The organism is Acetanaerobacterium elongatum (assembly GCF_900103835.1).
Taxonomy (GTDB): Bacteria; Bacillota; Clostridia; order Oscillospirales; family Ruminococcaceae; genus Acetanaerobacterium; species Acetanaerobacterium elongatum.
The window spans coordinates 38,469-58,570 of record NZ_FNID01000005.1 but is presented as its reverse complement, the minus strand read 5'-3'; the positions used below and the strand labels follow the sequence as shown (position 1 = coordinate 58,570).

Sequence of the window (20,102 nt, the reverse complement as noted above, 5' to 3'; positions counted from 1 at the left end):
ATACATTTCACAAAATAAAAAAAGCTTGAATTATTGGCAGTTAATTAAATCCGGTACGCTTATTGCGCAATATAAACAAATTAGTGCCTATCATATTTAACATAATCACGGTTTTGTACAATGGTGTTGCGTATTTTAAAAAGTTGTGGTATTATGAACTCAGAAATCGGAAACGTTTCCGGTAACGTTTTCTGACAAAGTTCGAAGAAAGGCCGGGCAGTTAAATATGACGATAAAGGATATCGCAAAAATCTCCGGCTACGGAATCAGCACGGTATCGCGTGCACTGAACGACCACCCGGACGTAAGCCAGGAAACCAAGGATAAGATAAAGCAGATTGCCAAAGAGAACCGGTTTGTTCCGAATTCCAATGCAAAGCAGCTCAAACAGCAGGTAAGCAACTGCATTGTGATTCTGGTAAAGGGTAGTTTTAATCTGTTCTTTGCCTCCATTATCGAGCAGATGCAGACGCATATCAGCCGGCTGGGGTATGAAACCGTCATTCACTACCTCAACGAGGATGAAAACGAGGTGCGCATGGCCGAGCAAATCTGCAAAGAGATTAAGCCGCTGGGCATCACCTTTTTAGGCGGTAATCCCGAGACCTTTAGAAAGCGTTTTTCCAATATTGCTATCCCCTGTATCCTCAGTACCACCAGTGCCCAGAGTTTGAGTTTTGAAAACCTTTCGAGTGTCAGCGTAGATGACGTTAAATGTGCGAAGCAGGCAGTCGATTACCTGTTTGCTTACGGCCATACCCATATCGGCATTGTGGGCGGAAATGAAGATATCTCCTGCACCAGCGGCCTTCGCTTTGCGGGATGCCGCCAAAGCTTTCAGGAGCATGGGCAGGAATTAACCGATCAATATTTTGAGCAGGCACACTTTAATATTTCAGCGGGTTACGAGGCAGCCAAGAAGCTGCTGCAGAAGAACCCACAGCTCACTGCAATCTTTGCGATGTCGGATATGCTGGCCTTCGGAACCATACGGGCCATCAGCGATCTGGGGCTTTCAGTACCGAATGATATTTCGGTAATCGGGTTTGACGGCATTGAGCTTGCAAACTACTACTGCCCCAAGCTTACTACTATCCGGCAGCCGTGTGAGAACATCGCAGTTTCCAGCGCAAAGATGCTGGTGGGTGCGATTCACGGCACCGAGCAGGCACAGCACCTGCTGCTGGATGCCGAAATCATCGAGGGCGATTCGGTGCGCAGCCTGTAGCATCATTACTATGTGGGGTTAGGCCCCAAAGCCTTTTAAATATAACATTATCATTTGGGAGGATTATCATGAACAAAGTGAGTAAAGTATTAGCATTTTCACTCGCTGCACTAATGTCTCTTTCTACTCTTGCCGCATGCTCAAGCGCTCCGGCAGCTCCGGCATCCTCGGCAGCCGCATCCAGTGAGGCAGCTTCGGCTGAGGTTTCGTCTCAGGCTGCTTCCGCAGAGGGCGCAAAAGAGATCTACTACTTAAACTTCAAACCCGAAATTGCATCTGTATATGATGAGATTGCCAAGGATTATGAAGCAGAAACAGGCGTGAAACTCAACGTAGTTACCGCAGCAAGCGGCACCTACGAGCAGACACTGACCTCCGAAATAGCTAAGGATGAGGCCCCCACCATCTTCCAGATTAACGGCCCGGTTGGCTACCAGAACTGGAAGGACTACTGCCTGGATTTAAAAGATACCGAGCTCTATAAGCACCTCACCGATAAGAGCCTTGCGGTTACCAGCGGCGACGGCGTATACGGTATCCCTTACGCCATCGAGGGCTACGGAATTATCTACAACAACGCAATCATGAGCAAGTATTTTGCGCTTCCCAATAAGAAAGCGAAGGTTTCTTCCGCTGCCGAAATCAACAACTTTGCTACCCTGAAAGAGGTTGTTGAGGATATGACCGCCAATGCCAAAGCTCTCGGCATCAAGGGCGTGTTCGCTTCCACCTCCCTTACCACCGGTGAAGACTGGAGATGGCAGACCCATCTGGCCAACATCCCCTTCTTCTATGAGTTCAAAGAGAACACCGCATTCCCCAGCACCGTTCTTGCAGGCCTCGACGCAAAAGAGATTGCCTTTAAGTACAGCGACAACTACAAGAACATCTTCGACCTGTACACCAACAACTCCTGCACAAAGAAGGGCCTGCTTGGCAGTAAGTCGGTTGACGACTCGATGGCTGAATTCGCACTCGGCAACGTTGCAATGGTTCAGAACGGCAACTGGGCATGGGGCCAGATCAGCAAGGTTGACGGCAACACAGTAAAAGAAGCAGACGTTAAGTTTATGCCTATCTATACCGGTGTTTCCGGCGAAGAAAAGCAGGGCCTGTGCGTAGGCACCGAGAACTTCTTTGCCATCAACAGCAAGGTTTCTGCAGATAAGCAGAAGGCTTCTATCGACTTCATCAACTGGCTGTTCACAAGCGATAAGGGTAAGTCCTACGTTTCCACCAAGCTCGGCTTCATTGCTCCGTTTGACACCTTTACCGATGCAGAAAAGCCCTCTGATCCTCTTGCTAAAGAAGTACTGGCATGGTCCAGCAAGAAGGACATCAACAACGTTGCATGGACCTTCGCGGCATTCCCCAGCCAGAAGTTTAAGGATGACTTCGGCGCAGCACTTCTTGAGTATGTTCAGGGCGGAAAAACCTGGGACGATGTGAAGAAGGTTGTAATCGACGGTTGGAAGACCGAAAGAGCAGCAGCTGCTAAATAATTAGCCGCACATTTTACACCGCACCGCGCCTTTGCGGCGCGGCGCGGTGTACCTTTAATAAATCAAGTCTGCAACCAAGCCATATATGATAATTTACGCTGAACTAAAATAAACTATGGGCAAGAACCTTCCTGCAGCGTGAAATGAGAGGAGAAAACTCATGCAAAAAGCATTAAAAAAATATTTTGCTTTTTTTGCCCTGCCCACACTGCTTGCTTTTTTAATATCTTTTGTTATCCCTTTCCTGATGGGCATTTACCTGTCATTCACGAAGTTTAAAACGGTAACCGACGCAAAATGGATTGGCTTTGATAACTACATTCAAGCCTTTACCGCGAACAAGGAGTTTATAAACTCGCTGTGGTTTACCTTCCGCTTTACCGTTGTTTCCGTTATCTTTATAAACCTGTTTGCGTTTCTGTTGGCGCTGCTGCTTACTAAAAGCCTGCGCGGTACCAACGTTTTCAGAACAATCTTTTTTATTCCGAATCTAATCGGAGGCATTGTGCTGGGCTATATCTGGCAGCTCATCATTAACGGGGTGCTGTATTTCTTTGATGTAACCATCACTACCGACCCGAACTACGGCTTTTGGGGGCTGGTTGTCCTCATGAACTGGCAGCTGATCGGTTACATGATGGTTATCTACATCGCGGGCATTCAGAACATCTCGGGTGACCTGATGGATGCCGCGGCGGTGGACGGCGCTTCAAAGGGCCAGATTCTTCGCCATATCACCATTCCCCTTGTAATGCCTTCCGTTACGATATGCACGTTTTTAACGCTTACGAATTCCTTTAAGCTGTTTGACCAGAACCTTGCACTCACCGCCGGTGCTCCCTCCAGACAAACCGAGATGCTGGCTTTAAATATCTATAACACCTTTTATGGCCGGGTAGGCTACGAAGGGGTTGGGCAGGCGAAGGCCGTGGTATTCTTTATTATGGTGGCAGCTATAGCTTTCATTCAGCTGTACCTTACCCGTAAAAGGGAGGTGGAGAACTAATGCAGGCCAAGAGCAAGATTCGCAATACGTTTTTAATTGCACTTCTGGTGCTTCTTTCGGTACTATTCTTAGCCCCCGCCTTCATCGTACTGATGAACTCGTTTAAAAACCGGTTCTCTATTGCGGATGAGCCGTTTGTTTTCCCGACGACCGACACCTTTGCGGGTATTAACAACTACATAAACGGAATAACCAAAACCGGGTTTTTAAGTGCCGCAGGGTACTCTGTATTTATTACCATCACATCGGTAGCGGTGATTGTGCTGTTTACCGCCATGACGGCTTGGTATATCACCCGCGTGAAAAGCAAGTTTACAAGCGGGTTGTATTATGCCTTTGTTTTCTCGATGATTGTACCGTTCCAGATGGTGATGTTCACCATGTCTAAGATGGCTAATCTCTTGGGATTGGATAATATCTTTGGGCTTATCTTTATCTACCTTGGCTTTGGCGCGGGGCTTTCGGTATTCATGTTCGCGGGCTTTGTAAAGAGCATCCCGCTTGAGATTGAAGAGGCCTCGATGATCGACAGCTGTAACCCCATTCAAACCTTTTTCCTTGTAGTATTCCCCATGCTTAAGCCCATCGCGATTACAGTCGCAATCTTAAACACCATGTGGATCTGGAATGACTACCTGCTGCCTTACCTTGTAATCGGTACGAAATACCGTACCATCCCTATAGCCGTACAATACCTGAGGGGCGGCTACGGCTCTAAGGATATGGGCGCCATGATGGCGGTGCTGGTGCTGGCGATGATACCGGTTATCATCTTCTACCTCAGCTGCCAGAAGCATATCATCAAGGGCGTTACCGCAGGTGCTGTAAAAGGATGATGCTCTGTAAGCCCCCATTTGCTAAGAATTAACCTCCTCTTGTCATAAACCGCAGGCATTCCAAGCTACACGGAATGCCTGCGGTTTTGCTTGATTCACCTATTTGTGCACTAGTCGTTTGGCTTTTTCATAATCCTTCGATTTTACAAGCAGCTCGTACTGCTTTTCATAGCCTTGGTTTAAGCCGGCACTGCCGAAGGTGCCGCGTTTGGTACCAATGGTGCCCCACTGGGCGGAGTGGCTGAGTACCTTGCAACGGTACTCAATCCCTTCCTGCGCAAGTAGGTTTTTGATTCTTTCAAGCTCTTCCATGGAATACCCGATATAAACACTTTCGCTGTTTAGCAAGAACATAGTACTCACTCCTTCCAGACACCAGTTATATTATAACAGTAATTAAACAATATGCAAAATGCAAGGAGCAGCCGCTGAAAACGGCTGCTCCTGCTTGGTAGAGCAAACATTTTTTATGGATGGAATTAGTCACTAAAGAGTGGGGTAGAGAGGTAACGCTCGCCCGTATCGGGCAGGATCACGACAATCATCTTGCCCGCATTCTCGGGGCGTTTTGCAAGGGCGGTGGCGGCCCAAAGTGCTGCGCCGGAGGAGATACCCACCAGCAGGCCCTCCGCCTTGGAAAGCTCCCGGCCGGTTTGGAACGCATCCTCGTTCTTTACCTTGATGATTTCATCGTAGATCTTGGTGTTGAGTACATCCGGCACAAAGCCGGCGCCGATGCCCTGAATCTTATGTGCTCCCGCTTTACCCTCAGAGAGCACGGGGGAATCAAACGGCTCTACGGCAACAACCTTGATATTTGGGTTTTTGCTCTTTAAAAACTCGCCGGTACCGGTAATGGTGCCGCCGGTGCCGATACCCGCTACAAGAATATCCACCTTGCCGTCGGTATCCTCCCAGATTTCGGGACCGGTAGTGGCTTTGTGAACAGCGGGGTTGGCAGGGTTATCGAACTGCCCGGGGATAAACCCGTTGGGTATCTCCTGCGAAAGCTCCTTTGCTTTCTCGATGGCGCCCTTCATGCCCTTGGCACCGTCGGTAAGTACCAGCTCGGCGCCGTAGGCCTTCAGCAGGTTGCGGCGCTCCACGCTCATCGTCTCAGGCATGGTGAGGATGATACGGTAGCCTCTTGCTGCCGCTACCGAGGCAAGACCGATACCGGTGTTGCCGCTGGTTGGCTCAATAATCACCGAGTCTGGCTTCAGTACACCGCGCTTTTCGGCATCGTCAATCATCGCTTTGGCAATACGGTCTTTTATGCTGCCAGCCGGGTTAAAGTATTCCAGCTTCGCCGCAACAGTAGCCTTTAACGAATGCTTCTTCTCATAGTTGGAAAGCTCAAGCAGCGGGGTTTTGCCGATTAAATCGGTTAAGCTTTTATAGATTTTTGGCATTAGAAATTACCTCCATTCATATAAACAATTCATATATGTTTAATATGTTATTATAATACGCTTCAATTACTATTTTGTCAATAGGTATTTAGCAATATTCCAAATGATTAATGCGGTAATCAATAAAAGTAATGGGATGGCAGAAATAATCCGCCATCCCGTTACTTTTGGGGTGCTGTATATTACATGGAAAGGTGTTAAGCAAATACCTTATTGAGTGCCTGCGTAATGTCTTCAATCAGGTCATCAGCATCTTCAACACCAATGGAAAGACGAACATCTGTCGGGTAGGTTCCGGTTAAGGCCTGTTCCTCCAATGAAAGCTGTTGGTGCGTGGTGGAGGAGGGGTGGATAGCAAGCGACTTGGCATCGGCAACGTTCGCAAGCTGAGAGAAGATTTCGAGGTTGTCAATAAAGCTCTTTGCATCGGATGCATCGCCGTCAATCGTAAAGGTAAAGATGGAGCCTGTGCCCTTGGGCAGGTACTTCTGGGCGAGGGAGTAATACTTGCTGGAGGGCAGGCCGGGGTAGTTTACCTTCTTCACCTTCGGGTGCTTCTCTAAGAACTCCACAATGCGCTGCGTGTTGGCAACATGCTTTTGTACGCGCAGGGAGAGTGACTCCAGCCCCTGAAGGAAAAGGAAGGCATTGATGGGCGTAAGGGTGGCGCCGGTATCGCGCAATAGCTGGGCACGAATCTTTACCGCGTAGCCCACATTACCCAGCTCGGCATATTTAATGCCGTGGTAGCTCTTATCAGGGGTAGTAAATTCGGGGAATTTACCGTTTGCCCAGTTGAAGTTACCCCCATCAACGATAATGCCGCCTATCGAGGTACCGTGTCCGCCAATAAACTTGGTAGCGGAATGTATCACCACGTTTGCACCGTGCTCCAGCGGGCGGAACAGGTAGGGGGTAGCAAAGGTGTTGTCAACAATCAGTGGAATGCCGTTTTCGGCGGCAATCTTACCCACAGCGTCAAAATCAATGACATTGATACCGGGGTTGCCGAGGGTTTCTATGTACAAAGCCTTTGTCTTTTCGGTTATTGCCTTGCGAAAGTTTTCGGGATCGTCAGGGTTTACAAAGGTGGTTTTGATGCCGAACTTGGGTAGGGTATCGGCGAACAGATGGTAGGTGCCACCGTAAAGGGTGCTGGCCGAAACAATCTCATCCCCCACGCCCGCGATATTCTGAATGGCGTAGGTCACCGCTGCAGCGCCGGAGGCAGTGGCTAAGCCGGCAGCGCCGCCTTCAAGCGCTGCTACCCGCTGCTCGAACACATCCACTGTGGGGTTGGTTAAGCGGGAGTAGATGTTGCCCGGCACGGTAAGGGCAAAACGCCCCTCCGCCTCGGCGGAATCTTTAAATACATACGAGGTGGTCTGGTAGATGGGTACCGCACGTGCTCCTGTTGCAGGGTCGGGGGTTTGGCCTGCATGCACCTGCAGGGTGTCGAAACGTAATTTTTTTTCACTCATGACAATCAACCTTTCAGTTCTTAAGTATAATATATTTCATAGGATTTCCTATAAAAGTCCTTAAAATATAAAAAACCGGCTAGCGCTACGCTAACCGGCTTAGAGACAATAATTAATGAACCGGGAACTCTCTATATCGGTTGGCAACAGTATTTGGTTATAGGCATAGCGAAGCGCATGTAACGGCGCATGAAGCCGTACATGTACATGACAGACATTTTATTATAGTTAATCTGTTTGCTGTCCTGAATCGCCATCTGCTGTTGCTCCTTTAAATTACTATTATTTCTATATGCATTATAGTATATTGTCTTGAATGAATTGTCAAGGGCTTTTTCAATTAACAATAAAATTCTCATACTCTTCTGCCATTAACGGGGTTGCACCATCAAGCAATACCATACTGTTCCCTTCGCTATCGATTCCAACAAGATTGCATTCAATGGGGAGCAGATGATTGAGTTTTGCAGTAGTACCATCCCAAAAAAATAATCCGTAAATACTCATCCAATCCGTGCCCTGTCCTATTGCCAAGAAGTACCCTTTATTATCTTTCCATTCTATTTCAAATGGTTCGAATTCGTTAAGGCCTGCCTTAACTGTAACGGGGAGCTCATGCTTAGCGGTTATAGTACCATTCTGGAAGCCGAGTAAAGTGGTGTTGGGGTATTGAGGCAATTGATATTCATACACTGGCAGCAGCTTATCGGTTAATCCGCAGCCATTATGGCTCTGATAGTTCAGTTCCTTAACCTCCCAACCGTTCGGGTTTATAAGCAGTAAGGTATTAGTCTTGTAGTTTTTTATTGAACTCACCACCAGCCATCCGTCGGGCAGCACAACCGGGCTATTTGGTATCAGCCACAATACGTTACCGGAATACGGAGCGGAATACTCCTTAGGAAGATAGCGGTTATCTATGGGAATACCGTTTTTATTAAAAACAGCTATCCCCATTCGGCTTTGCGAGAATATTTGTTGGTACTCCCCCTCCTTTAACCCATCCAGTGAAAGGTCTTTGGCATAGGTGACATAGTAGGTTTCGCTATGTGGATTATAGCCGATACCGGTAATACTGTTCTCATCATAGCTTTCGCCGGAATCATGCACTAGTCTTTTGCCGGAATCAAAGGCAAGGGCAATGTCGAGTGGACGGTACTGCATATCGTACAGCTTTATAGGCTTATTCTGTTCCGGCCCGTTGATTCGGGTGCCTTCTGCGTAACCAATGAGGTTATCGCTTAATATAATATGGTTCTGATATCCCGATTGCCGATCAGGAGATCGATATTGTTTACCTGTTTGCAGGTCAATTACGATATAATCACAGTTAAAGCTTTCACCTCCGCTCTCAATATCGGTTTGGCACAGCATATACCTTCCATTCGGTGATAACCGAGCATTTGAAAGGCATTGCCCGGGGTAGCTGACTGCTTTTACCACCTTCCCCTCTGGGCTGATGGTAAGCAGTTTGCTGCCCTTGAGTGATTCCTTCATATATTGAACAACCTGCTCAGGTAGTATATTTTCCACTTTCAAAAAAAGGTCTGATGAATTTTCCGCCGAAGATTCCAACGACAAACTTGAACTGCTTTCTAGGCTTGAACTTCTTGCAGAACTTGAATTGTCTGCTAAAGGCAATTCAGGTTCGCTTTCAGCCTGTGATGATGAGCTTACCTGTACAGCGGCGTCACTATAGGAACAGCTGGAACAAAGAACCGTAAATATCATGATGACAGCTATAATATAACTATACCAAGCTCTTCGTCTCATACCCAGAGCCCTCAAATCTTTATATAAATTCAAAATAATTACAATTAAGAGCATACTTCTACAAACCCATTATGTCAACATAAAACAAAAGCCGCGAAACCCGAAGGCTCCGCGGCTGAACTTTAATTTAACCGATATATTTCTTTACAAACGCCTCGATGGCGGCCCCATCCTGCTGGTTCGGCAGTTCGTTTACAGCCTTCAGCGACCAGTATTCGGTGTGGGTGAGGGTTTCGGCAGGGGCAACCTCTTTCAGCTCGCCCAGTGTCTCCATCTCCAAAAACTCGTTGTTTGTGTAGGTTTCATACGAGCAGCCGTTGTCGGGGTAGCTGCCGCCAATCACATGGTCATAACGCTTTACAAACAGTGTTTCATGGTTGATATAAGCCGCCCAGCCCGCTTCGTTATCAAAGCCAATCTTAAATGCACGAGAAATTTCGGGGTTCTGCCGCAGGGTAAAATAGTGGTCGTGGAACGCAACCCGCTTGCAGCCAAGGTTTGCGTAAGACCAAACCGAGATAATGCGGTTTGCCAGCAGGCCGGTATCCTTGGTGTTCATGGGTACAATCTCAAGCCCGCCCTTACCCATCATGGTGAGAGACCACGGCGCAAAGGTCATCTTGCCGTTGGAAACGTTGGTAATATGGTGTACCAGGGTTACCTTCGGCTCAGAAGCATCCATAGTTATCTCAAATCGATACTGCACGTTGTTGTGCACCTGGGGGGTGCAGGTAAGCTTTACGGTATTGCCGTCGATACTGTACTCTACCGGGTCGTTATCGGGGTAACAGGTATCGGGCGAAACCTCCGGGCTTCTCCACAGGCGGTGGCCGCCTCGCAGCATGCACTTAGCGCCCTTAAAAAAGGTTTTATCAAACAGAGGGCCTTCCCCGATTACCGCATCCTTCGGGGCATTGTACATCAGGTTTTTACCGCCCGCAAGCGAGCAGTGCATGATTCTGGGACCGTAATCCAGGGTTATCAGCAGCTCAGCCGCTCCGTTTGCCATCTTTAAGCAATTGCCATACTCACTGTGTGCAATCTTTGTTATCTCAACCGACATATTAATTCTCCCATTCCGCCGTCATTTTGCTGCTTCGGCTGTTGTAATAATATCCCCGCGTAACGCAGAGGGTACCTACTTTATTATGACAGGCTTTATGGTAAAGTCAAGCCCGCAAGGAAGGTTTTGGGGTGAGCAGAGCGCAAAAATATCAACAGCCGCAGCTTCGGCCATGGCCAGCTTTTTACATGGTTCGTTTACCCTTGCAAGGTCAGAAAGACTGGTGGAAACCGGCAAGGAGCAGGTCTGCTTTGCCTTGGCCAGAATCTCAGCCCCGCGGGCATTAAAGCCCAAAACGCGGATATAGGGGGGTGGCTGCAGTTGCATAGAGGCCTCTATCCCCAAAAATGTGCACAGCACCATGCGCCGTACCCGCGAAAGGGTATAACGCTTGGTTTTTATCAAACCGTATAACTCGTCAAGGCTTACGGCGGTGCGCGCCGCTTTATAGATACGCCCCTCCAGCCCCTCGGTTACATCGGGGAAGGCGGTAAACGCTTCGCTTGCAATGCTGCGCAGCTTTGCCAGTATAGCACGCTCCATGTATTCAAGGGTACAGGGCGCTTTCTTGTTTAAAATCTCGGCACGATAGATTTCCTCGGCCTGCGCGGGAGCAAAGCACCGCCAGTCTTCCTTCCCTGAAAGCATATGCCGCCTTATCAGCGAGGCCGAGGCATACGCTCCGCTTGCTTGAGGGCTTCCATGCGAAACGCCCTTCCGGGGAACGGTCACCGGCTGTATCCGGCTGTTCAGACGCTCAAGCCATTTGATGTATTCCACACCAAGGGTGTTGTTTGGGTGCGAGAGTACAAGCGCATCCTCGCCCAGCAATTCGGTAAGCGCCAGTTGCCGTGCCTTGGGAAAAACCAGCCCTTTATCCAGCTGCTTCTGTAATAGAGGTGCAAACTGCGAATTCTCCAGCGCCTCAACCACTCGTTTTAGCGCGGAAATATCCCCGCTTTCGCTGCCGAACGAGAGTATGTCCACACAGCCGAGGGCGTTTAAAACCGAAACCCCGCCGAAGGCAAACCGCTCGGCAGACGAAACGGCATAGGGCAGCGGCAGCTCCACTATAAGGTCTGCACCGCCAAGCAGTGCGGCCTTTACACGCGCATGTTTTTCAATAACGGCACACTCCCCGCGCTGGGTGAAGTCTCCGCTCATGCACACCGCCACATGGGTGGCGCCGAGCGCACGGGTTTTGGCTATCTGATACGCGTGGCCGTTGTGAAAGGGGTTATATTCGGCGATGATTCCGGCTATGGTCATTGTAAGACGCATATCCTCTCTTAATATGTTTTATGGCCATCATAAGGAAATTCATACATTTCATTACGACGATATGGATTTTTAAAGCATAAATTGTGAAAAAATCTGCGAAAGTTTAATTCTTACTTGAAATTTCACCTTTGATGTAATAATATATAGTTTGGTGGTTTCATGTCAAGCCTGCGGGCTTTTTTTCATGTTTACCGGTATTATGGAAGGATTATTTAATCTGACTTTCATGATAATTGATCATCCAAAGGAATGACATAATTCCTTATTAGAAGCACTAATACTACTCTGCAGGAAGATATGGGAGGAGCACATTCAATGAAGGTTCTGGTTATTAATGCAGGAAGCTCGTCTTTGAAGTATCAGTTGATTGATATGGAGACGGAAAAGGTTATTGCCAAAGGAAATTGCGAGAAGATCGGCATCGGCGGGTTTATCACACACAAGACATTCGACGGCCGTGTAATCGAGATGGCTGCTGATTTCCCCACCCACGCAGAAGCGTTTATGAAGCTGAAAGAGGTATTAACCTCCGGCGAGGGCAAGGTTATTGAAGACATGAATGAGGTTTCGGCGGTTGGCCACCGTATCGTACAGGGTGCTGACCGTTTTACCGAATCGGTGCTGGTAACCGATCAGGTTGTAGACACCATTGAAGAGATTGCGCCTCTTGCACCGCTGCACAACTATGCGCACGCGCTCGCCATCCGTGCCTGCCAGAAGGTTTTAAGCAAGGATGTTCCCCAGGTGGTGGTATTCGATACCGCATTCCATTCCACCATGCCCGAAAAGGCATTTATGTTTGCCATTCCCTATGAGTACTACGAGAACGACCACATCCGCCGCTATGGCTTCCACGGTACATCCCACCGCTATGTAAGCCAGCGCTTGGCAAAGCTTTTAAATAAGAAGCCTGAGGAGCTTAAGATTGTAACCTGCCACATCGGCAACGGCTCGTCCGTTACCGCGGTAGACGGTGGTCGCTCGGTAGATACCAGCATGGGCTTCACGCCTCTTGACGGTGTGCTGATGGGCACCCGTTCCGGCGGAATTGATCCGTCGGTGGTAGCCTTTATCTCCGAGAAGGAAGGCATTGCCGGCAAAGAGCTCAGCGAGTTCTTAAACAAGAAGTGCGGCTACCTCGGTATCTCCGGTATTACCAGTGATGACCGCGACCTGCGCAAGGCCGCAAACGAAGGCAACCGCCGCGCAAAGCTTGCCGGTACCATGCTTCGTTACCAGATTAAGAAGTTTATCGGCGCTTATACCGCCGCCATGGGTGGTTTGGATGCCGTGGTATTCACCGGCGGTATCGGGGAGAACTCTGTTGACCTGCGCCGCGAGGTTTGCGAGAACATGGAATTCTTCGGCATTAAGATTGACGAGAACAAGAACATCGAGTTCAACGGCAAGGAGCACGATATCAGTGCCGAGGGCGCAAAGGTTCGCACCTGGATTGTGCCCACCAACGAGGAGCTCACCATCGCCCGCGATACCGTAGAGATTGTGAACCGCCTGAAGAAGTAATAATCATATCAGTAAAGCTGTCGTATCCAAAAGGTACGGCAGCTTTTTTATGCTTTAAAGATTGTGCTGCGACTGCAGAAAATTATCTGCAGCGCTTGATTACTTCGGAGTAGTGAAACATAGATAATAGAAGTTGTTCAGCTGGTTTTCCAGCCGTGCGTCAAGGTTATAGAATAACCCCATGATTTCATAAAGAATCTGTGGGCTTGCCGCGGTACACACCAGCTGCCCGCCCGCTTTTAGCATTGCGTACAAAGCCGAGAACAGCTCAGAACGGTTTTGCAGCTGGCGGGAGTCAGCCTCCACAATAATATAATCGTATGCCCTGCCGCCGAAGAGCTCCGGGGCCTCCTCCAGGGGGGCGAAGGCGCAATCGTCGCATACAGTTTTTAAATCGGTCATGGTGTGCGCATCCTGAGTAAGGTAGTACAAGCCGATATTCCTGCTGCCCTTGCTTTTGCAGGTGTTCTTCAGCTGCAGCGGCGTAGTGCCGTAAGAGCTGCCTAAGCCAAGGATACTGATACTATCCCCGCCGCTGTACCGCACAAGGTCGATGATGTTATAATCAATCAGCCCTGCTACATAGGGCTCGGCGGCAAACTTGCGCATGAACAGCAGCTTGTTGCGTATGGCAAGGCCCTTATCCTTGTCATATTCCGCGGTAAAGGTGTGCGCGCCGTAGTGGTGCACAAAGCAGTCCTTGGCGAAGATCACCTTATAGCCCATGCGGCGGATGGAAAAGCAGATGGCGTCGTCGTCGTAACAGCCGGGGTTAAAGTCCTCGTCAAAGCCGCCCAGCGCCTTCTGCAGCTCGGTGCGGTAGATGCCCGCATAGGTGCTTAGCTTTAACCGCTCCTCCCACAGCGCGGGGTTGCTGACGTTATAAACCGCGGCCTTCTCCTTAAGCTCCTCCATTGTCCGGTAGGGGAGAACCATCTGCTGGTAGTTGCATGAGGCGTCGCACACCGGCACCGCCATGCCGATTTTGGGGTCACTCTCCATACAGATGAGCAGATTATCCAGCCAGTGCGGCATCGCTACAATATCATTACTTACGTTCATGGTATACTTTCCGCGCGCGATGCGAAAGCCGTGATTGATGGCCCTGCACACCCCGATATTCTCCGGAAAGCTGATTTTGATGGTATCCGGCAGGCTGTTAAAATACTCCTCGGTGCCGTCGCTCGAGCCGTTGTTGATGGTAATCAGTTCAAAGCTCAGATGTGAGGTATAGCGGTAGATGCTTTCGATGCACTCGCGCGTGTAATCCAGATGGTTGTAAGCAAGCACTACTATGCTCACCAATGGGGTGTCTTCGGTCATGTTCTCACACTCCTTTATGAAGTTTGCAGCCTATTCAATACTATGTTCATAAACTCGGGAATGTGTTTCCGGGGCCGATTTACAAGTAAATATTTCTATGTTATATTCTTAACATATTACATATTGTCATAGGCTGGTTTGTATACAATCTTAACCCTTTAGGGTTGGTTGGTTTGAAGTGATTGAGCCGGATATCGCGTTTTATTGATATAGGTACGAGCTTTTCAAATATTGATGCGCAAAAGGGCGGTGCAAGAATGTACAAGATCATGATTGTAGAAGACGATGCTACCATCACCGAGGTGTTGGAGCGGCACTTAAAGCGATGGGGCTATCAGGTGTGCACAGTTTTTGACTTTAACAGTGTTCTGGAGCAGTTTGAGCAGTGCCAGCCCGACCTTGTGCTGATGGATGTTTCGCTGCCCTTCTATAACGGGTACTACTGGTGCACCGAAATCAGAAAATGCAGCCAAACGCCTATCCTCTTTATCTCCTCCTCGGGCGACGATATGAACCTTGTGATGTCTATCAATCTGGGTGCGGATGATTTTGTGGCTAAGCCATTTAACCTTGAGGTGGTGCTGGCAAAAATTCAGGCCATCCTGCGCCGCACCTACAGCTTTGGGGCGGAGATGAACGTGCTGCGGTATAACGGCGTAACCTTAAACCTGAGTAATTCTATGGTTTCCTATGGGGAAGAACGGCTGGAGCTTACCAAGAACGAGCTGAAGATTATGCAGCTGCTCATCGAGGGCAGGGGCAATACGGTAAACCGCGACGTCATTATGACCAAGCTGTGGGAATCGGAAAGCTTTGTGGATGAAAACACCCTTTCGGTGAACATTGCGCGTCTGCGCAAAAGGCTGGAGGGTATCGGCCTTCACGATTTCATCGTCACCCAAAAGGGTATTGGGTATCAGGCAAAGGCGCCTGACGAATTAACGATTGAAGCGGGGCGGTAGCAAAGGTCTTTTACGCTTGAAAAAAGGCACTTGCCGGCCAGAAGGTATGGCCGGCATCCGCTATGCGGCATGTGCCCTTATCTACTATTTGTGTCGCCGCAAAACGGCGAGATGGAGGTAAAATGGCAGGCAAAATCAGGCTGTTTGTCGGTTATCTAAAGGCACACTGGAAGGTGCTGCTGCTCACCTTAGTTTTAATGGGCGCACTCTATCTGGTATATAGTCTCTACGGGTTGCCATGGGGGCCCGCGGTATATACCTCTATTATTGTATTCTCGGCTGCAGTGCTGTTCTGCACCCTGAGTTACCGGTCATACCGCAAACGCGTCAAACTGCTGCTTTCGTTAAAACAGCACGCAAACCGTTATCTTGGCGAGCTGCCGGAGCCCACCGGCCTGATTGAACGCTGCTATCAGGAGTCTCTCAGGCTACAGGAGGCACGCTGCCTGCAAAACGAGGAGAAAGCGCGCAAGGACGCGCAGGACACCAAACGGTATTACACCCTCTGGTCGCACCAGATTAAAACACCCATCGCTGCCATGCGGCTGCTGCTTGGTGAGCCGGTGCTTGATACTCGCGCCTTGGAGCAGGAGCTTTTCAGGGTAGAGCAGTATGTAGAGATGGTGCTGCATTATCAGCGGCTTGGCACGAATACAGGCGACCTGCTGCTGCAGCGGTATCCGCTTGACAGTATTGTAAAGCAGGCGCTTAAAAAGGTTTCGTCGCTGTTTATCTATAAAAAGCTCAGCGTCAGGGTAGTGCCCACACAAATGGTGGTGCTAACCGATGAGAAGTGGCTGGTTTTCGTTATCGAGCAGCTGCTCACCAACGCGGTGAAGTACACACCGGAGGGTACGGTATCCATCTACCCCTCACCCGATACCCCCGACACACTGGTAATCGAGGATACGGGCATTGGCATTCGGCCGGAGGACCTGCCGCTTATCTTTGAATGGGGCTATACCGGCTATAACGGCAGGCTGGATAAGCGCTCCACCGGTGTAGGGCTTACCCTGTGCAAGCAGGCGCTTACAATGCTGGGCCACACCATCAGCGTGCAGTCGGTGCTGGGCAAGGGCACGGTGGTTACGCTGGGGCTTTCTCGTGAGGCCTTCGATGTGGAATAAGTATTACCTTACCAAAACGTAAGATTAAACAAAAGAAATGTAAGCCGGATAAATAGCGGGGCATTTCTTTTTTTATTACAATATTGATTGTAAGGAAGATGCCTCGTGTTTTGGGGCTTATCCCGCTTAATTTCATAGAAGGTCAAAGTTTGAAAACAAATTTTCAAACCACGGGAAAATTGCTGTCGGAGCAAAACTCCTCCTGCGGCAAAGCCGCACCGCAATTTTTCATGGCGTTTTGTGTCTTTCCGGCGCAAACGCCGGAAAGGAATGTCATAAGAATGTCACTTCTTCAGGTACGCAACTTAAAAAAGATATACACCACCCGCTTTGGCGGGAATCAGGTGCAAGCCCTTTGCGATGTGAATTTTACAGTCGAGCGGGGTGAGTATGTGGCCATCATGGGCGAGTCCGGCTCAGGCAAAACCACGCTGCTCAACATCTTGGCAGCGCTGGACAAACCCACCAGCGGCGAGGTTCTTTTAGACGGTAAAAGCACCGCTCAAATCCCCGACAGCCAGATGTCAACCTACCGCCGCAATAACCTTGGCTTTGTATTTCAGGATTTTAACCTGCTTGATACCTTTTCACTCAAGGATAATATCCTGCTGCCGCTGGTACTCTCCAACAAGCGTTACGAGGACATGATCAAGCTGCTGGTGCCTATTGCCGAGCGGCTGCATATTGCCGAACTGCTGGAGAAATACCCGTATGAGGTTTCAGGTGGGCAGAAGCAGCGTGCAGCGGTTGCACGCGCACTGATCACAAACCCCAAGCTGGTGCTGGCCGACGAGCCCACCGGCGCACTGGACTCCAAGGCCACCGACAGTCTGCTGCATGTGTTTGAAAGCATCAACAGGGAAGGGCAGACCATTCTTATGGTTACCCACAGCACACGCGCGGCCAGCCATGCGGGGCGTGTACTGTTTATTCGCGATGGTATAGTGATTCATCAGCTTTACAAGGGTACTTTAAGCAACGAGGAGATGTATCAGCGTATCTCCGATACCCTTACCGTGCTTTCGACAGGGGGCATCTCCCGTGAATAGATTCTTCTACTCCCGACTTGCCGTAACCAATATCAAAAAGAACAAAAGCCTCTATCTGCCCTATCTGCTTGCGGGAACCCTGATCATCTCGCTGTTTTATATACTCAGCTCCGTATCGATTATGGTTGGTGAAAGCAAAATGGAGGGTGGAAGCACGATGGGTGCTCTTTTGGTTATGAGCACCGGCATCTGCGGCTTCTTTTCCCTCATTATCCTTTTTTACATCAATAGCTTCATCATTAAAAGCCGGAAAAAAGAGTTCGGCCTGTACAGCATCCTGGGTATGGAGAAACGTCACATTTCTATTGTCATGTTCTGGGAAGTGCTGATTACAGGGGCTGTTTGCATCCTGCTGGGTATTGTCGGCGGCGCGGTTTTCAGCCAGCTGCTGTTTTTACTGCTGCTTAAGATTATCGGGGTGCCCGCCGCGCTCACCTTCCAGATACCGCTTTCCTCGGTACTAACCACGCTGATTCTATACGGAGCGGGCTTTGCGGTGGTGCTGGTTTTTGACGTTATCGGCGTGGCACGAACCAACCCCATCGATCTGCTGCATAGCTCTAAAAAGGGCGAACGTGAGCCGAAATCTCACTGGCTGCTTACCCTGTTCGGGGCGCTTGCCTTGGGCGGCGGCTATGTCCTCTCGTGGACAGTCCAGGCACCCTCGCAGGCACTGGTAGTATTTCTTCCCGCGGTGCTGCTGGTTATCATCGGCACCTACTGCCTGTTTACCGCCGGCAGCATCGTGTTCCTTAAGCTGCTGCGCAAAAACCGGTCGTACTATTATCAGCCGCGCAATTTCATTTCGGTATCCGGCATGATCTACCGCATGAAGCAAAACGCCGCAGGGCTTGCCAGCATCTGTATCCTTGCTACCAGCGTATTGGTTACACTTTCGTCCACCGTAAGCCTGTATATCGGCGAGGAGGATATCCTTCACAGCCAATATCCGCGACAGGTGCAGGTCACCTGCGTTGCGGATGAGCAGAGCAGCTCGGTAGTGCAGTCTGCGGTTGCCGATCATGCCAAAGAATATGGCTTTACGGTTGAGAATGCACTTGGCTATACAAACCTTTACTTTCCTGCCACCAAAGACGGAGACAAATTTAACGCGGTTCAATCCTACGACGCCGACACCTATAACATAAATTTCGTTCCTTTGCAGGATTATAACCGGAATACAGGTTCCAATTATACGCTGAAGGATGGGGAAGCGCTGCTCTATATGGAGGCTGAACCCATACAGAGCGCCAGCTTTACCCTGCTTAACAGGCACTATCAAATAAAAGACAGAATCCCGGTTCCCGAATTCATGGATACAAACTACTCTACAAGCTATGTTCTGATTGTGCTGCCGGAGTATTCCGATTTAGCAAGTGTCTGTGATGATTACAATAAATATCTGGGTGGCAAAGCTGAACGCACGTTGTGGTATAGTTACAGTTACGATCTTGCGGGTGACAAAGCGCAGCTGCAGGAATATTACGGCACCTTGCGTGATTCCCTTAACAAAACCGTACCCCGGTTGGCTCAAACGGAAAATATCGATAATGCAAGGAAAGACTTTTACAGAATGTATGGCACCTTTTTGTTTGTAGGTATCTTCTTTGTAACGCTGTTTTTAATTGCAACGGTGTTAATTATCTATTATAAGCAGATTACCGAGGGCTACGATGACCACGATCGGTTCCAGATTATGCAGAAGGTTGGCATGAGCGATAAAGAAGTCCGCGGCACTATTCAAAAGCAGGTGCTGATGGTGTTTTTCCTGCCGCTCGGTATGGCGGTTATTCATATTGCGGTTGCCTTTAAGGTGCTGTGCAAGCTGTTGCTGGCCTTCCAGTTGACCAACACGATGCTGTTCTTGGTTTGTACAATAGGTGCCGTACTGCTTTTTGCAATTTTATATTTTGTAGTTTACCAGCTTACCGCACGCACCTATTACCGTATTGTTCAAGCGAAAAATTGATGATTTCTTAAAATATTCATATCATCCAAACAAAAATATCTGCCCAAAATCGGCGGATATTTTTGTTTTTTAAAAAATGACAGATTTGATGGTGCATATTTTATGGGTTACTGAAAATTGAAATACTCATACTAATATTGACGTAATAATTGAAAAGTCCGTATTCAGTTTAGCGTGCATATTCAACAATGCGCAGGCAATTACTGCACGGCTCATATAAGCTTAAAATAAAGTTGTTATGAGCTTTAAGCAAAGGAGGCTTAAAGATGGGCATAGTAGGATGGATTATCATCGGTGCGCTGGCGGGCTGGATCGCTAGCAAGATTACCGGCAACGACAAGCAGATGGGCGCTGGCATGAACATCATTGTGGGCATCGTGGGCGGTTTTATCGGCGGGCTGATTATGAACCTTATGGGTGGCTATGGTATCACCGGCTTTAACCTTTGGAGCCTGCTGGTAGCAATATTAGGCTCCGTTATACTGCTTTGGATTGTAAACGCATTTCAACGCCGAAAATCTCATTAGTTTTATAGAAATGCATCTGCGTAAGCAGGTGCATTTTTT

Annotated in this window: 17 protein-coding genes; 10 read left to right on the top strand and 7 right to left on the bottom strand. The window is 48.9% G+C overall.

Annotation, left to right across the window (positions count from 1 at the left end):
• Positions 1-226: 226 nt before the first annotated feature.
• The 4 genes from BLR50_RS02550 to BLR50_RS02535 all read left to right on the top strand — a co-directional run bounded on the left by BLR50_RS02550 (position 227) and on the right by BLR50_RS02535 (position 4,572).
• Positions 227-1,228 (top strand): LacI family DNA-binding transcriptional regulator, encoded by a 1,002-nt coding sequence (locus BLR50_RS02550; protein WP_092638213.1) that lies wholly within the window; start codon positions 227-229, stop codon positions 1,226-1,228.
• Positions 1,229-1,296: 68 nt separating this feature from the next.
• Positions 1,297-2,730 carry an ABC transporter substrate-binding protein gene (locus tag BLR50_RS02545; protein ID WP_092638211.1) on the top strand — a complete coding sequence of 478 codons (1,434 nt, stop codon included), beginning with the start codon at positions 1,297-1,299 and terminating at the stop codon, positions 2,728-2,730.
• Positions 2,731-2,890: 160 nt separating this feature from the next.
• Entirely contained in the window at positions 2,891-3,736 is an 846-nt protein-coding gene (locus BLR50_RS02540) for a carbohydrate ABC transporter permease (RefSeq protein ID WP_092638209.1), read from the top strand.
• Positions 3,736-4,572: a carbohydrate ABC transporter permease gene (locus BLR50_RS02535; RefSeq protein WP_092638207.1), complete on the top strand. Its 837-nt coding sequence runs from the start codon at positions 3,736-3,738 to the stop codon at positions 4,570-4,572. The genes BLR50_RS02540 and BLR50_RS02535 overlap by 1 nt, the downstream gene beginning before the upstream one ends.
• 99 nt (positions 4,573-4,671) lie before the next feature.
• Here the strand turns inward: BLR50_RS02535 and BLR50_RS02530 are convergent, their stop codons facing one another.
• From BLR50_RS02530 to BLR50_RS02500, 6 genes are all read right to left on the bottom strand, one after another.
• Positions 4,672-4,935 (bottom strand): putative signal transducing protein, encoded by a 264-nt coding sequence (locus tag BLR50_RS02530; RefSeq protein ID WP_143008023.1) that lies wholly within the window; start codon positions 4,933-4,935, stop codon positions 4,672-4,674.
• A gap of 116 nt (positions 4,936-5,051) precedes the next feature.
• Positions 5,052-5,984 carry a cysteine synthase A gene (cysK, locus tag BLR50_RS02525; RefSeq protein WP_092638203.1) on the bottom strand — a complete coding sequence of 311 codons (933 nt, stop codon included), beginning with the start codon at positions 5,982-5,984 and terminating at the stop codon, positions 5,052-5,054.
• Between the two features lie 197 nt (positions 5,985-6,181).
• On the bottom strand, positions 6,182-7,465 hold the full coding sequence (locus tag BLR50_RS02520; RefSeq protein WP_092638201.1) for an O-acetylhomoserine aminocarboxypropyltransferase/cysteine synthase family protein: 1,284 nt from the start codon (positions 7,463-7,465) through the stop codon (positions 6,182-6,184).
• Between the two features lie 336 nt (positions 7,466-7,801).
• Positions 7,802-8,962 carry a hypothetical protein gene (locus tag BLR50_RS02510; protein ID WP_092638197.1) on the bottom strand — a complete coding sequence of 387 codons (1,161 nt, stop codon included), beginning with the start codon at positions 8,960-8,962 and terminating at the stop codon, positions 7,802-7,804.
• Positions 8,963-9,365: 403 nt separating this feature from the next.
• Positions 9,366-10,301 (bottom strand): hypothetical protein, encoded by a 936-nt coding sequence (locus BLR50_RS02505; RefSeq protein WP_092638195.1) that lies wholly within the window; start codon positions 10,299-10,301, stop codon positions 9,366-9,368.
• 75 nt (positions 10,302-10,376) lie between these two features.
• Positions 10,377-11,570, bottom strand: coding sequence for a tRNA(Met) cytidine acetate ligase (locus tag BLR50_RS02500; RefSeq protein WP_162840294.1), 1,194 nt, complete (start codon positions 11,568-11,570; stop codon positions 10,377-10,379).
• Positions 11,571-11,897: 327 nt separating this feature from the next.
• Between BLR50_RS02500 and BLR50_RS02495 the strand changes: the two genes are divergently transcribed.
• Entirely contained in the window at positions 11,898-13,106 is a 1,209-nt protein-coding gene (locus BLR50_RS02495) for an acetate/propionate family kinase (protein ID WP_092638191.1), read from the top strand.
• Between the two features lie 99 nt (positions 13,107-13,205).
• On the opposite strand, the gene BLR50_RS02490 is transcribed toward BLR50_RS02495, so the two are convergent.
• The gene (locus tag BLR50_RS02490) at positions 13,206-14,429 is read right to left on the bottom strand and encodes a glycosyltransferase family 2 protein (protein WP_092638189.1); all 1,224 of its coding nucleotides are present in this window, start codon (positions 14,427-14,429) and stop codon (positions 13,206-13,208) included.
• 257 nt (positions 14,430-14,686) lie between these two features.
• Between BLR50_RS02490 and BLR50_RS02485 the strand changes: the two genes are divergently transcribed.
• The 5 genes from BLR50_RS02485 to BLR50_RS02465 all read left to right on the top strand — a co-directional run bounded on the left by BLR50_RS02485 (position 14,687) and on the right by BLR50_RS02465 (position 20,063).
• Entirely contained in the window at positions 14,687-15,391 is a 705-nt protein-coding gene (locus BLR50_RS02485) for a response regulator transcription factor (RefSeq protein ID WP_092638187.1), read from the top strand.
• Positions 15,392-15,513: 122 nt separating this feature from the next.
• Positions 15,514-16,518 (top strand): sensor histidine kinase, encoded by a 1,005-nt coding sequence (locus BLR50_RS02480; RefSeq protein WP_092638185.1) that lies wholly within the window; start codon positions 15,514-15,516, stop codon positions 16,516-16,518.
• 281 nt (positions 16,519-16,799) lie between these two features.
• Positions 16,800-17,567 carry an ABC transporter ATP-binding protein gene (locus tag BLR50_RS02475; RefSeq protein WP_092638183.1) on the top strand — a complete coding sequence of 256 codons (768 nt, stop codon included), beginning with the start codon at positions 16,800-16,802 and terminating at the stop codon, positions 17,565-17,567.
• The gene (locus BLR50_RS02470) at positions 17,560-19,536 is read left to right on the top strand and encodes an ABC transporter permease (protein WP_092638181.1); all 1,977 of its coding nucleotides are present in this window, start codon (positions 17,560-17,562) and stop codon (positions 19,534-19,536) included. Before BLR50_RS02475 ends, BLR50_RS02470 begins: the two co-directional genes overlap by 8 nt.
• 266 nt (positions 19,537-19,802) lie before the next feature.
• On the top strand, positions 19,803-20,063 hold the full coding sequence (locus tag BLR50_RS02465) for a GlsB/YeaQ/YmgE family stress response membrane protein (protein WP_092638179.1): 261 nt from the start codon (positions 19,803-19,805) through the stop codon (positions 20,061-20,063).
• Positions 20,064-20,102 lie beyond the last annotated feature (39 nt).